This window comes from Streptomyces plumbidurans (assembly GCF_019857225.1).
GTDB lineage: Bacteria > Actinomycetota > Actinomycetes > Streptomycetales > Streptomycetaceae > Streptomyces > Streptomyces plumbidurans.
The window spans coordinates 110,061-123,518 of the sequence record NZ_JAFJSY010000035.1; the positions used below are offsets into that span (position 1 = coordinate 110,061).

Annotated in this window: 13 protein-coding genes, 1 tRNA gene and 3 pseudogenes; 4 read left to right on the forward strand and 13 right to left on the reverse strand. The window is 71.8% G+C overall.

Translation table 11 applies throughout. From position 1 onward, the window contains the following. The first annotated feature begins 241 nt into the window (after positions 1–241). Positions 242–775: a hypothetical protein gene (locus JYK17_RS23130; RefSeq protein WP_108012112.1), complete on the forward strand. Its 534-nt coding sequence runs from the start codon at positions 242–244 to the stop codon at positions 773–775. Here JYK17_RS23130 and JYK17_RS23135 read toward each other — a convergent pair. The 12 genes and pseudogenes from JYK17_RS23135 to JYK17_RS23190 form a co-directional block, all read right to left on the reverse strand. After that, a tRNA-Pro gene (locus JYK17_RS23135) sits at positions 741–814 on the reverse strand. The two genes, JYK17_RS23130 and JYK17_RS23135, sit on opposite strands and share 35 nt — an antisense overlap. A gap of 109 nt (positions 815–923) precedes the next feature. Continuing rightward, entirely contained in the window at positions 924–2,264 is a 1,341-nt protein-coding gene (locus JYK17_RS23140) for an MFS transporter (protein WP_234548269.1), read from the reverse strand. Positions 2,265–2,339: 75 nt separating this feature from the next. Continuing rightward, positions 2,340–2,699: an MmcQ/YjbR family DNA-binding protein gene (locus tag JYK17_RS23145; RefSeq protein WP_222811115.1), complete on the reverse strand. Its 360-nt coding sequence runs from the start codon at positions 2,697–2,699 to the stop codon at positions 2,340–2,342. Positions 2,700–2,729: 30 nt separating this feature from the next. Continuing rightward, positions 2,730–3,263: a GNAT family N-acetyltransferase gene (locus tag JYK17_RS23150; RefSeq protein WP_222811120.1), complete on the reverse strand. Its 534-nt coding sequence runs from the start codon at positions 3,261–3,263 to the stop codon at positions 2,730–2,732. A gap of 8 nt (positions 3,264–3,271) precedes the next feature. Continuing rightward, positions 3,272–3,859, reverse strand: a complete 588-nt coding sequence (locus tag JYK17_RS23155) for a helix-turn-helix domain-containing protein (protein ID WP_108012108.1) — start codon at positions 3,857–3,859, stop codon at positions 3,272–3,274. Between the two features lie 97 nt (positions 3,860–3,956). Beyond that, positions 3,957–4,859, reverse strand: coding sequence for a LysR family transcriptional regulator (locus JYK17_RS23160; protein WP_128801333.1), 903 nt, complete (start codon positions 4,857–4,859; stop codon positions 3,957–3,959). A gap of 80 nt (positions 4,860–4,939) precedes the next feature. Continuing rightward, complete coding sequence (locus tag JYK17_RS23165) at positions 4,940–6,133, reverse strand: glycine C-acetyltransferase (RefSeq protein ID WP_128801334.1); 1,194 nt, start codon at positions 6,131–6,133, stop codon at positions 4,940–4,942. 47 nt (positions 6,134–6,180) lie between these two features. Beyond that, complete coding sequence (gene tdh / locus JYK17_RS23170) at positions 6,181–7,209, reverse strand: L-threonine 3-dehydrogenase (protein WP_108012105.1); 1,029 nt, start codon at positions 7,207–7,209, stop codon at positions 6,181–6,183. A gap of 170 nt (positions 7,210–7,379) precedes the next feature. Beyond that, a complete protein-coding gene (locus JYK17_RS23175) occupies positions 7,380–8,561 on the reverse strand; it encodes a Gfo/Idh/MocA family protein (protein WP_222811116.1) in 1,182 nt (393 codons plus the stop codon). Beyond that, positions 8,558–8,809, reverse strand: coding sequence for a hypothetical protein (locus JYK17_RS23180; protein WP_308011699.1), 252 nt, complete (start codon positions 8,807–8,809; stop codon positions 8,558–8,560). The genes JYK17_RS23175 and JYK17_RS23180 overlap by 4 nt, the downstream gene beginning before the upstream one ends. Next, a pseudogene (locus tag JYK17_RS41025) lies at positions 8,792–8,881 on the reverse strand (3-oxoacyl-ACP reductase); the annotation flags it as partial. The gene JYK17_RS23180 and the pseudogene JYK17_RS41025, both read right to left, overlap by 18 nt. Before the next feature lie 66 nt (positions 8,882–8,947). Then, positions 8,948–9,934: an endonuclease/exonuclease/phosphatase family protein gene (locus tag JYK17_RS23190; RefSeq protein WP_234548520.1), complete on the reverse strand. Its 987-nt coding sequence runs from the start codon at positions 9,932–9,934 to the stop codon at positions 8,948–8,950. A gap of 280 nt (positions 9,935–10,214) precedes the next feature. On the opposite strand from JYK17_RS23190, the gene JYK17_RS23195 reads away from it, so the two are divergent. Continuing rightward, positions 10,215–10,910 carry a response regulator transcription factor gene (locus JYK17_RS23195; RefSeq protein ID WP_222811117.1) on the forward strand — a complete coding sequence of 232 codons (696 nt, stop codon included), beginning with the start codon at positions 10,215–10,217 and terminating at the stop codon, positions 10,908–10,910. A gap of 25 nt (positions 10,911–10,935) precedes the next feature. Continuing rightward, positions 10,936–12,018, forward strand: a complete 1,083-nt coding sequence (locus tag JYK17_RS23200; RefSeq protein WP_108012101.1) for a sensor histidine kinase — start codon at positions 10,936–10,938, stop codon at positions 12,016–12,018. A 9-nt stretch (positions 12,019–12,027) separates the two neighbouring features. Here the strand turns inward: JYK17_RS23200 and JYK17_RS23205 are convergent. After that, a pseudogene (locus JYK17_RS23205) lies at positions 12,028–12,339 on the reverse strand (LysR family transcriptional regulator); the annotation flags it as partial. Between JYK17_RS23205 and JYK17_RS23210 the strand changes: the two are divergent. Then, a pseudogene (locus JYK17_RS23210) lies at positions 12,337–13,337 on the forward strand (YbfB/YjiJ family MFS transporter); the annotation flags it as partial. The pseudogenes JYK17_RS23205 and JYK17_RS23210 overlap by 3 nt on opposite strands. Positions 13,338–13,458: the final 121 nt, after the last annotated feature.

Below are 13,458 nucleotides of genomic sequence, written 5' to 3' on the forward strand. Positions count from 1 at the left end.
TTGGGGTATCCGGACGATCGCGACCACCGCCGGAGTCGGCGCCGACGGCGGCCGTGCGCGTGAGACCCCCACCCCCCTGGGTCTCACGCGCTGGCTGCCCTCCGAACCATCGAGCCCCCTCCTCGAATCGGGCCGGAGGACAAGGGGCCGGTGCCCGGGGCGTGTGAGGTTCCGGGCACCGGCTGCCCGACGGTTCGGCGGCGGTCCTGTCGGTGGGGCCGGTCGGCAGTCCGGTCACCGTATGCGCGCGCTCGTCCGTCTTCAGGTCGACGAATTCGCCGAGCATGTGGGGCCGGTGCGGGGCACGGTCGCTGATTGGCCGGAGGGCGGCGGCGGTCGTGTACGTGAGCAGTGCGCCGCCGTGCTGGACACGGCAACCGAGCGCCCGCCCCGCGCTCAGCAGCGCGGCCGCGCTCAAGCGGATACCGGTGCCGCGGATCCACAGGCCGCCGTGCCGCAGTTCCGCCAGGCCGTGGCTCGTTCCGGCCGCCGCTTCGGCCAGGGCGCTGATCAGGCCGTCGGCCTGCTTGAGGTGGCGGTCGTGGGCTTCACTGTCGGGGAGCGCACGTGCGACAGAGGCCGCGTTGCCCTCGGCGCCGGCTGGATGCCCTCACCGTTTCGCGCCTGCGAGCGCCGGACCGGGGACCTCGGGACTGCCGCTGCCAGGCTCACGGTCGCGGTGCGCCGCAAACGCAAACCGGCGGGTCTGCTGTCATCAGCAGACCCGCCGGCGAACACCGTCGGGACGACAGGATTTGAACCTGCGACCCCTTGACCCCCAGTCAAGTGCGCTACCAAGCTGCGCCACGTCCCGGTGCCTGTCTGACCTGGGGTTTCCCCGGGCCGGACGTGCACGGAAACAATACCGCACTCGGGTCGGTGGTCGTGAATGGCTTTTTCGCGGGGAGGGTCTCGGCGGCCGGTCAGGACGTGGGTTCCGGGCAGGGGCGGTCGTGCAGGGAGCCCGGGGCCGGGATCGGTTTCGGGGCGTCGGCGCGGATGAGGTTGCGGATTGCCGGGACCGAGAGCATGGCGATGGGGATGGCGAAGCTGACCGTGCCGGAGAAAAGGAGGACGTGGTCGGCGCCCACGGCGGAGGCCGCCGGGCCGGCCAGAGCTTGGCCGACCGGCATCATCGCGAGGGAGCCTGCGACGTCGTAGGCGTGGATGCGGTTGAGGACGTCGGGCTGGACCTGGGTCTGGACGCTGGTCGCCCACATGACGCCCCAGAAGGACGTCCCGGCACCGGCGACGGCCGCTCCCGCCGCCATGAACGGCACGTCCAGGCCCGCTCCGACCGTCGCCGGGAAACCCGCGAAGGCGAACAGGGCTATCGCGCCGGCGCGCAGCATACGGCGAGGTCGCAGGCGCAGGGCGAGGAGGCCGCCGACGACGGTGCCCGCACCGAGGGCGGAGTTGACCAGGCCGTAGGCGCGCGGGCCGTGCTGTTGCACCACCTCCGTGGCGACGAGCGGGACCGTGGGTCCCCAGACGGCGATCATGTAGAGGCACCAGATGGCGATGACGCCCCACAGCCAGGTGCGGGCGCGGAACTCGCGCCAGCCCTCCACCAGGTCGGCGCGGAAGGCGGCCGAGCCGCCGTGGTGGGACGTCCCGCCGCCGGCGGCGGGCGGGGGCAGGCGGAGCAGCAGCAGGCACAGGGCGCTGATCGCGTAGGTGGTGGCGTGGGCCGCGAAGACTCCGCCGGGTGAGGCGAAGCCGACCAGGAGGCCCGCGGCGGCGGGGCCGGCGAGTTGGGCGGAGGATTCGGCGATGCGTATGGCGCCGTTGGCGCGCTGGACGTCGGACGCGAGCCGGGGCACCGTACTCGCGACGCCGGGCTGGAAGACGGCGCCCGCGACGCCGTTGACGAAGCCGATGGCGCAGATCTGCCAGAGCACGACATGCCCGGAGTAGAAGAGCACCGCGGCCAGGGACTGGGTGCCGAGGCGGACCAGGTCGGCGCCGATCATCAGCTTGCGGGTGCTGAAGCGGTCGGCGATGACACCGCCGAAGACGACCAGGCCGGCGAAGGCGGCGGCCGTCGAGGCCATGGCGAGTCCGACCGCACCGGCGCCGTAGCCGTGCTGGAGCAGGCCCGCGGCGAGAGCGACGGGAAGCATTGTGTCGCCGAGCCGGGCGACCGCGCGGGCGACGAAGAAGAGGCCGAAGTCCCGCGACCATACCGGCCGCCCGGACGTCCCCAACCCCGCTTCAACGTCGGTGTCGGCGTCGGCGTCGATGTCATGCCCTCCGGTCGTCATCGCGCACTCCCCTCCCCCGGCTCCCTCACCCGCACCGGATCATGCCACGCGGCACCGACAACCCCCGAAGGCTTTTCAGCTCCCGCCCTGGACCCCCAACTCCGGGTACGCGTCCAGCAGTCGGGGCGGGGCGGCCTGCCGCCAGGAGTCGGTGAGGATGTCGCGCAGCTCGTCCTCGTCCTCGATCGCGGACAGCCGGGCCCGCACCCAGGCGAACATCGCCTCGTGGTCGGCTATCCAGAATTTCTCGGGCTCGGCCAGGACCAGTTCGTCGCGCTCTTCCTTGGGACAGCGCACCGCGATGGAGGTCTCGTCCTCGGGCAGCGTGACGAACATCTTGCCCGCGACCCGGAACGTGGGCATGTTCCAGGCGACCTTCTCCGTCGTGTCCGGCAGGGCGAGGCAGATACGGCGTACGTCTTCGGCATCCGGCATGCCCAGCACCGTAGCCGCCGGCACTGACAATCACCTGGTGGGAGCGGCGGGGGTCAGTTTCTTGAAGTAGATCGACGTGGGCCGCAGCACGCTGTCCGGGGCGGCCGCGTAGTCCGGTATCGCCCCGATCCGGGTCCAGCCGGCCGCGGTGTAGAGGTGCTCGGCGAGGCTGTCGGTCTCGGTGTCCAAATGCAGCAGGGTGATGCCCGCGTCGGCGGCGGCCTGCTCGGCGGTGCTCAGGAGGCGGCGGCCGAGCCCCTGCCCCCGCGCGTCCCGGTGGACCATGAGCTTGACCAGTTCGGCGCGGTGGCGGCTGTTGGGCTTGTCCGGGAAGGCGAGGCCGACGGTGCCCAGGACCCGGTCGCCGTCGTGTGCCGCCCATACGGCGAACTGTCCGGCGGCGACGCCCGCGGCGCGCTCCTTCCACCAGGCGACGGCCTCCGCCCGGTCGAACGGCGCGAGGAAACCGATCGAGGCACCGCTCTCCACGGTGTCGACGAGAAGGTCCGCCAACTGCTCCACGCGCGCGTGCAGTTCGTCGCCGGTCAGCCGGTGCACGACCACGTCCCCGCTCACGGCAGCACCACCGCCAGCACGTACCGCACGTCCTCTGGCCCCGCGCACCGGAACCGCGTAGGACCCCATACCCGAAGCCGCAGGCAGTCCCCGGTGCCGAGGTGATGCTCCACGTCCTGCGCGGTCACGTCGAGCGCTCCTTCCAGTACCCAGATGTGCTGTTCCAGGCCGGGCACGGGCGGCCGGTCGTAGGCGATGTCGGCGCCCGCGGTGAGCCGGCCCTCGACGAGTTCGCCGCGCAGCCCGGGGTGCGGCGGTGAAACGGACCGTCGTACGAAACCGGAGGCGCTGTCCCGCCACATCTGCTGCTCGGCGGCCCGCACCAGCTGGGCCGGTTCCGGCTCCACCTCGCTGAGCAGCTGGGACATGGTGCGCCCGTACACCCCGCACAGCCGGTTCAGGAGCGAGGCGGTGGGGCTGATCTCCGCGCGCTCGGCGCGGGAGAGGGTCGAGCGGCTGATTCCGCTGCGTTCCGCCAACTCGCCCAAGGACCAGCCCCGTTCGGCCCGCAGCTCGGCCAGGCGGGTGCCCAGGCGGGCGTCTACCGGGTCCGGCCCGGCGGTGTCGACGACGTTTTGTTTCATATTCGGGATGATATCCCGAATCAGGGACGGCATCAGAGGCAATATTCGGAGGCGGGGCAGGGGCAGGGGGCAGGAGCGGGGGCCGAGGCGGGGTCCGCTACGCCTGCGCCGCCTCCCCCAGCGCCTGCAGCACCGGGCGGATCAGCGGATGTTCCTCGGCTCCGCGCCGTACTGCCGCGAAGACCCGGCGCGTGGGTGCCACCCCGTCGACGGGACGTACGACCACGCCGGTGAGGTCCGTGCCGCGCAGTGCCGAGCGCGGTACGAGTGCGACGCCCGCGCCCGCGGAGGCCAGGGCCACCACGGCGCGGAAGTCGTCGGAGGAGTGTTCGAGGCGGGGCTGGAATCCGGCGCTCTCGCAGGCGAGGACGACCACCTCGTGGCAGGGGTTGCCGGGGTAGGGACCGATCCACGGGTCCCTGGCGAGCTCGGCGAGGGGGACCTCGGCGGTGTCGGCGAGGCGGTGGGTGACCGGGACGACGGCGTCGAAGGGCTCCGCGTACAGGGACACGTGGGTCAGCCGCGGGTCGTCGGCCGGCGGCGCACCCCGGTACTCCACCGCCACCGCGACATCCACCTGGCGATCCAGGACCATCGGCAGGCTGGCGTCGCCCTCGGCGTCCTGGACGCGGATGCGGATGCCGGGCGCCAAGTCGGCCAGCCGGGCCACGGCGGGAGCGACCACCTGCGCGATGCCGGTCGCGAAGGACGCGACGGTGACGGTGCCGGCGGCGCCCGAGCCGTAGGCCGCGAGTTCCGCCTCCGCCCGCTCCAGCTGGGCGAGGACCGCGTTGGTGTGGCCGAGCAGGATCTCCCCGGCCTGGGTCAGCCGCACGCCCTTGGCGCTGCGCTCCACCAGCCGGTGACCCGTCTCCTGCTCCAGCGCCGTGAGCTGCTGAGAGACGGCGGACGGCGTGAGATACAGCGCGGCGGCAGCCGCCGTCACCGTACGGTGGTCGGCCACCGCCCGGAGGATGTGCAGCCGCCGCGCTTCGATCATGGGATCGATTATCGCAAGCCGGGCGAGAACCTGAGTACCGGCTCGGCCTCCTCCCCCCTCTTACGGCAGTGCCCTCGGGCTCAGCCCTGCAGCTCAGCCCGCGCCGCCACGAACGCCTCCACTGCCCGGTTCACGTCCTCCGTCGAGTGCGCGGCCGACAGCTGTACGCGGATACGCGCCTGGCCCTGCGGCACCACCGGGTAGGAGAAGCCGATGACGTAGACGCCGCGCTCCAGAAGCAGCTCCGCCATGCGGCCCGCGACCGTCGCGTCGCCGATCATGACGGGTGCGATGGCGTGGTCGCCGGGCAGGATCTCGAAGCCCTCCTCCACCATGCGGCGGCGGAACAGTGCGGTGTTCTCGCGCAGGCGGACGCGCAGATCGTCAGCCGATTCCAGGAGGTCGAGGACCTTCAGGGAGGCCGCGGCGATCACCGGGGCGAGGGTGTTGGAGAAGAGGTACGGGCGCGAGCGCTGGCGGAGCAGGGCGACGATCTCGGCGCGGGCGGCGACGTATCCGCCGGAGGCGCCGCCGAGGGCCTTGCCGAGAGTGCCGGTGATGATGTCGACGCGGTCCATGACGCCGTACAGCTCGGGGGTGCCGCGCCCGCCGGGGCCGACGAAGCCGACGGCGTGCGAGTCGTCGACCATGACCATGGCGTCGTAGCGGTCGGCGAGGTCGCAGATCTCGGCGAGGGGGGCGACGTATCCGTCCATGGAGAACACGCCGTCGGTGACGATCAAACGGCGCCGGGCACCCGACGCGTCCTTCAACTGCTGTTCCAGGTCGGCCAGATCGCGGTTGGCGTAGCGGAAGCGGCGGGCCTTGGACAGGCGGATGCCGTCGATGATCGACGCGTGGTTCAGGGCGTCGGAGATGACCGCGTCCTCGGGGCCGAGCAGCGTCTCGAAGACGCCGCCGTTGGCGTCGAAGCAGGAGGAGTAGAGGATCGTGTCCTCCTGGCCGAGGAACGCGGAGAGGCGCGCCTCCAGCTCCTTGTGCACCTCCTGGGTGCCGCAGATGAAGCGGACCGAGGCCATGCCGTAGCCCCAGCGGTCCAGTGCCTCGTGCGCGGCAGCGACGACCTCGGGGTGGTCGGCGAGGCCGAGGTAGTTGTTGGCGCAGAAGTTGAGGACCTCGCCGGGGCGGCCGCCCGCGGTGACGTTCACGGTCGCGGACTGCGGGGTGCCGATCACGCGCTCGGGCTTGTGCAGACCGGCGGCCCGGATCTCGTCGAGGGTGGCGCGCAGGTCGTCGCGCACGGAGTCGAACATGTCTGAAGCTCCTGAAGCTGTGAGGAAGTTACGCAGTCCAGCCGAAGTTACGCAGTCCAGTCGAGGATGACCTTGCCGCCGCGGCCGCTCGCCGCGTCGGCGAACGCCGCCTCGAAGTCGCCGTACCCGTAACGGCCGGTGATCACGGGCGACAGGTCGAGGCCGCCTTCCAGCAGCACCGACATGGCGTACCAGGTCTCGAACATCTCACGGCCGTAGATGCCCTTGATGGTGAGCATCGAGGTGACGATCCGGGCCCAGTCGACCGGGAACTCGGCGGCGGGCAGGCCGAGCATGGCGATACGGCCGCCGTGCGTCATGTTGGCGATCATGTCGCGCATGGCCTCGGGGCGGCCGGACATCTCCAGGCCGATGTCGAAGCCCTCGCGCAGCCCCAACTCCCGCTGTCCGTCGGCGATTTCGGCATGGGACACATTCAGGGCGAGGCTCACGCCGATCTTGCGGGCCAGCTCCAGGCGCTCCTCGCTGACGTCGGTGACGACGACATGGCGGGCGCCCGCGTGCCGGGCCACGGCGGCGGCCATCAGGCCGATGGGCCCGGCGCCGGTGATCAGCACGTCCTCGCCGACCAGCGGGAAGGACAGCGCGGTGTGCACCGCGTTGCCGAACGGGTCGAAGATCGCGGCCACGTCGAGATCCACGGGCACGCGGTGCACCCACACGTTGGACGCGGGCAGGGCGACGTACTCCGCGAAGGCGCCGTCCCGGCCGACACCGAGGCCGATCGTGGAACGGCACAAGTGGCGCCGCCCGGCGAGGCAGTTGCGGCACTTGCCGCACACGAGGTGGCCCTCACCGCTGACCCGGTCGCCGACGGCGATGTCCGTGACGTCCCGGCCGGTCTCCACGACCTCGCCGACGAACTCGTGCCCGACCACCAGCGGGGCGTTGATCGTCTGCTGCGCCCAGCCGTCCCAGGCCCGGATGTGCAGGTCGGTGCCGCAGATGCCGGTGCGCAGCACCTTGATCAGTACGTCGCCGTGGCCGACCGCGGGCTCCGGGACGTCCGTGAGCCACAGCCCCGGCTCCGCCTTCTCCTTGACCAGCGCCTTCACGCTACGGCTCCTGTGCTTGAGGGTCCGGATGCGGGCATGCCGAAACAGCCCGCATCCGGGGGTGGGGGGTGGAATCACCCAGCAATCTGCCGCACCGCACCACCCCGGGTCCATCGAGGATTTCTTAAGCCGCGCCCCAGATCCGCTTCACACCTGCCCCCGCTGGAGCTTCACACCTGCCCCCGCTCGAAGTAGGCGGCCAGGTCCGCGTCCAGGGGCGGTACGTCCGCCACGGCTCCTCCCGCACGCAGCGACACGGTCGCCCCGTATCCGGCCGCCACCGCCATCCGTGCGGCCACCGGTGAGGTGTCGGTGCGCCCGCCGTCCCGTACGAAGCGCAGGAACTCGTCGATGATCAGCGGGTCCGCGCCGCCGTGCTCGGTGTCGTCCACCGGTTCGGACACCTGGTACTCGGCGTCGGGTTCGGCCCGGTAGCCGGAGCGCCGGGCGTTCCACACCCGTACCGCTCCCCCGGGTATGTCGCCGAAGTTCTCCAGGCGGCCCGCGTCGCCGATGACGGTGTAGTTGCGCCAGTAGTCGGGGGTGAAGTGGCACTGCTGGTATGCGGCCAACACCCCGTTGTCCAGGCGCATGTTGACCATCGACACGTCCTCGACGTCGATCACCGGGTTCAGGGCGCGCTGGGTGTGCGGCGGCCAGTGGCCGTCCTCCGTGTACCACTCGGCGCTCTTCGGCTCGCCGGGCGCGCGGCGGTGCGGGTTGTCGCCGTAGACCATGAGGTCGCCGAAGGCCTGCACCCGGCTCGTGTAGCCGTCGGCCAGCCAGTGCAGCACGTCCAGGTCGTGGGCGCCCTTCTGCAACAACAGGCTTGTGGTGTACCGGCGTTCGGCGTGCCAGTCCTTGAAGTAGAAGTCGCCGCCGTGGCCGACGAAGTGGCGCACCCACACCGTCTTGACGGTGCCGATGTCCCCGCGGGCGACGAGTTCGCGCATCTTGCGGATCACCGGCATGTGCCGCATGTTGTGGCCGACGTAGAGGCGGGTGCCGCTCTCGCGGGCGACGCGCAGGATGCGGTCGCAGTCCTCGACGGTGATCGCGAGGGGCTTCTCGACGAAGACGGGCCGGCCCGCGCGCAGGGCCGCGCAGGCGAGGTCGGCGTGGGTGTGGTCCGGGGTGAGGATCAGTACGGCGTCGACGTCCGGGTCCTCGATCACCTTGCGGTGGTCGTCGACCGTCCGCACCCCGTCGATCTGCTCGGCGGCCTGTGTACGGCACACCGGGTCGTGGTCCGCGACGACGGTGACGCGGGCCCCCTCGCCGGGCCGGTGGGCGACCCGGGCGAGGGAACCGCGCAGTCCGTAGCCGAGGACGCCGAGGCGCAGGTCGGTCATGGTGGACCCTCCTTGGCCTTGCGCCCCGGGCCGCTCGCGAGACCGGTCTGGCCGAGGCGGGAGACCTGGTAGTGGCTGATCCGCCAATCGTCCCCCACCCGGGTGGCCAGCACCGAGAGCTTGACGTTCAGTGCGGGCCGGTCGGTGAACGAGAACTCGACGTCCAGGTAGCCGAGGACGATCGCGAGGGACTTGGTCGCGGACTGCAGGCCGCCCTTGGTCAGCGAGGTGACGGCGGCGGTGATCACGCGCTCGGCGGTGGCCGGGTCGGCGATGTCGCCCCGGACGGTGAGGACGCCGGCGTCGTCGGCGGGGGCGATGCCGGTTTCCTCCCTGTTGTGAGGCTCGGGCTCGCAGCGCGGATCAGAAGCGCGCGGCGTCGGTGATCACCAGCTGACCGAGGCCGCCACCGGCCGGTGGTCGCTGCCGGTGGACGGCAGCACCTGCGCACTCTGCGGCCGCACCCCCCGCACCAGGATCTGGTCGATCCGCGCCACCGGGAACGCCGCCGGCCAGCTGAAGCCGAACCCGTCCCCGGCCTCGTCCTGGGCCGAGCGCAGCTCCGAGGTGAGGCCGTCGAAGGCGCGGTCGTCCAGCGAGCCGTTCAGGTCGCCGAGCAGCATCACCCGCTCGTTCTTCTCGGCGGCGACGGCCTCGGCGAGCGCCTGCACTCCCCTGTTCCGCTGGGCCGTCAAGAAGCCCGTCCGGGGAGTCACCCGTACCGATCCGAGGTGGGCCACGTACACCGCCAGCGGACCCTGCTTCGTGGCCACCGTCGTGCGCATGGCGCGGGCCGAGGACAGTGTCGCCTCGGCCGGCCTCGTGGCCGCCAGCGGCCCGTAGTTCATGCCGTCGTAGACCGGCCGGGTGTCCGACAGCGGCAGCCTGCTCCACAGCCCGACCGTGCCCTGCACCGCGTGGTACGGGTACGCCTTCGCCAGTGCCTTCTCGTACGTGCCCAACGCCTGCGGGGTGATCTCCTCCAGGGCCAGCAGGTCCGCGCCGCGGGCGGCCAGGTCGCGGGCTGTACCGGCCGGGTCGGGGTTGCCGGCGTCGACGTTCTGGCTGACCACGGTGAGGTCTCCGCCGGGGTGGGAGCGGTCGCCGAGCAGCCCGCCGAACAGGTTCAGCCACACCACGACCGGCAGCAGCAGCGCGACCACCGCGGAGGCGGAGCGGCGCCACAGCGCCCCGGCCAGCAGCACCGGCACGAACAGGCCGAACCACGGCAGCAGGGTCTCCACCAGGCTGCCGAGGTTTCCGGTCCGGTTCGGGATCCATGCGTGCAGCCCCATGAGCAGGCCCAGCAGCAGCGCCAGCACCGTGAGCACCGGTCCGCGTCTCCAGGGCCCCGGCCGGCGGAGGGCACGGATCGCCCGGCGGAGGACCGCGGGCCGGGCTGCCGGTCGGCCTGCGGATCGGCCTGCGGATGAGCCTGAGGGTCGGCTCGCGGCTCCCTCCTCAAGCCCGTCGGCGGCGGTGGCGTCCGTATGAAAAGTGCTGGTCAATGCTGCATCCTCGGGTCCTGGGTGGCGGGCGCACGGATGCGTGCGGTCACGCCGTCGCGTCACCAGTCAAGGCGCGGCGGTGTTGCCGGGGCGTATGCAAAATTCGATACGCCGACCAAATGCGCGGGCTCGTAGCCTGGGGAGTATGCGTGTGCTGATTGTCGAGGACGAGCCGTATCTCGCCGAAGCCATCCGGGACGGCCTGCGTCTGGAGGCGATCGCCGCCGACATCGCGGGGGACGGCGACACCGCGCTGGAAATGCTGGACATCAACTCCTACGACATCGCCGTCCTCGACCGCGACATCCCCGGACCCTCCGGTGACGAGATCGCCAAACGCATCGTCGCCTCCGGCAGCGGTATGCCGATCCTCATGCTCACCGCGGCCGACCGGCTCGACGACAAGGCCTCCGGGTTCGAACTGGGCGCCGACGACTATCTCACCAAGCCCTTCGAGCTCCAGGAACTCGTGCTCAGGCTCCGTGCACTGGACCGCAGACGCGGGCACAGCAGGCCTCCGGTGCGGGAGATCGCGGGCCTGCGCCTCGACCCGTTCCGCCGCGAGGTCCACCGCGACGGCCGCTATGTCGCGTTGACCAGGAAGCAGTTCGCGGTGCTGGAGGTCCTGGTCGCCGCCGAGGGCGGAGTCGTCAGCGCCGAGGAACTGCTGGAACGCGCGTGGGACGCCAACGCCGATCCGTTCACCAACGCCGTACGCATCACGGTCTCGGCCCTGCGCAAGCGGCTGGGCGAACCCTGGGTCATCGCGACCGTGCCGGGCGTCGGCTACCGCATCGACGCCGGGCCGGGCGGCGGGCACGAGGGGCGGGACCGTGGATAGGCAGTCCGGGTTGAAGGACAGGACCGTGGATAGGCAGCCCGGGCTGAGCGTCCGCCTCAAGCTCACCCTCAGCTACGCCGGGTTCCTCATGCTCGCGGGTGCTCTGCTGCTCGTCGCCGTGGGCGTGTTCATGCTGCGGCAGGGGTGGTTGGAGACCAATGAGTCGGGGGCGGTGAGGGTGACTCCGGGCACCCTCTTCGTGCAGAGCTTCGCCCCGACGGCGGCCGCGGTCGTGGTGTTCCTGCTGGTGTTCGGCCTGCTGGGGGGCTGGATCCTCGCCGGGCGCATGCTCGCGCCCCTGGACCGGATCACCCACGCCACGCGTACGGCCGCGGCAGGGTCCCTGTCCCACCGCATCCGACTGCCGGGCCGCAGGGACGAGTTCCGCGAACTCGCCGACGCCTTCGACACGATGCTCGCGCAGCTCGAAGCGCACGTGGCGGAACAGCAGCGGTTCGCCGCCAACGCCTCGCACGAGCTGCGTACGCCGCTGGCGATCTCGAAGACGCTCATCGACGTCGCCCGCGCCGATCCGAACCATGACGCCGGCGAACTCGTCGACCGGCTGCACACCGTCAACACCCGGGCCATCGACCTCACCGAGGCCCTGCTCCTGCTCAGCCGCGCCAACCGGCGGTCCTTCACCCGGGAACGTGTCGACCTCTCCCTCGTCGCGGAGGAGGCGGCCGAGACGCTCCATCCGCTCGCGGAGAAGCACGGCGTCACGCTGGACACCAGCGGCGACATCGCCCCCACGAGCGGATCACCCGCGCTCTTGCTGCAGCTCGCCACGAACCTCGTGCACAACGCGATCGTCCACAACGTCCCGGAACAGGGCTCCGTCCGGATCCACACCGCCCCGGGCCCCAAGTCCGTCGTCCTCACCGTCGAGAACACCGGCGAGCGGCTCCCACCGGACCTGGTCGCGACCCTCACCGAACCCTTCCGGCGCGGCACCGAGCGCATCCACACCGACCACGCGGGCGTCGGCCTCGGCCTGGCCATCGTCAAGACCATCACCGAGGCGCACGACGGAACCCTCACGCTCACCCCACGCCCGAACGGCGGGCTGCGCATCACCGTGGAACTGCCCAAGGCACGTGAGTGAGGCGGCGGATCAGCGCGGGAGCGCGTGCGGGTCGCCGGACGGGAGCCACACGTCCCCTTCCCGCAGCCCGAGGTCGCCCACCCCGTCGCACATGACGTCCACGACGGCGAGGACCCCGGCGCGCTCCTCGTTCTCGCGCCACACCAGGGACCAGGTCCAGTACACCTTCGGCGCCACGATCTCCCGGCGGACCAGGTCGGGCGGGAGCGGACTGGTCTGTCCCTTGGGCGAGTTGACGACGGGACGCGTGCAGCGGCGGACGTGGTCGAAGAAGGCGGGACCGGTGATCGCGCCGTCGGAGATACGGACCGTACGGGCCCCGCGCTGATCCGGTCCCGGACCGTCCTGCGCGGCTCCCTGCTTCTGCTGACGGCCACGCCGGCCGCGATGCCGCTGACCCACAGCACTGCGGTGTGGGGTGTGCTGCGGCTGCTGGCCGGGGTGACGAGCGCGCTGGTCTTCGTCGTCGCGGCGGGCTCGCTCCTGCACCATCTGCGGGAGCATCCGCCGCATCTGTCCGGGTGGGCGTTCGGCGGGGTGCGCGCCGGGATCGCCCTGTCCGGCCTGCTGGTCCTGGCCCTGCGGTCCGTCGCCGACTGGCGGGCGCCCTGGTGGGCGTCGGCCGCACTCGCGGCACTGCTGGCCTGCGGCGCGTGGAATCTACGTCCGGAGGGGGCGCCCACCGCCGCGAGGCGTGGCGGCAGCCCCGGCCCCCGCACCCACCGCTGGTTCGGCGCGCTCTTCGTCAGCTACACCCTGGAGGGCGTCGGCTACATCGTCGCCGGCACCTTCCTGGTCGCGGCCGTCGGACAGGGCTCCCCCGGCTGGGTCGGCAGCGGCGCCTGGGTACTCGTAGGGCTGGCAGCCGTACCCTCCTCGGCGCTGTGGGCCCGCCTCGGACACCGCTTCTCCCGCCCCGGCCTACTCCTGAGCGCGCTGCTGATCCAGTCGGCCGGCATCGCCCTCCCCGCCCTGACCGACGCCACGGCAGCCGCCCTCGTCTCGGCGATCCTGTTCGGCGCGACCTTCCTAGGAGTCAGCACCCTCGCCCTGGCCACCGGCGCCCACCTGCGCTTCCCCCGCTCGGTCGCACTACTGACGGCAGGCTACTCAGTCGGCCAGATCCTCGGCCCCTCCTGGTCACCCCTCTCCTGCACCACGGCTACCACCAGGCCCTGCTGTTGGCCGCCCTCGTGGTCCTCGCTGCGGCCGGGGCCGCCGCCGTGCTGCGGATCGAGTTCCCGCACCACATGGTCGTAGTACGACACACGAACCCGCTGCACCAGCGAGAATCAACCGAGGACGCCCGGCCCGCGTAGGACGAACGACGACGCCCGCGCCGCATTCGTTCAATCACTTTCGCCCTGGCCGCCTCGTGGTCCTCTCCGCGGCGGCGGCCGCTACCGTGCTGCGCATCGGGTTCCCGCACCACATGGTCGT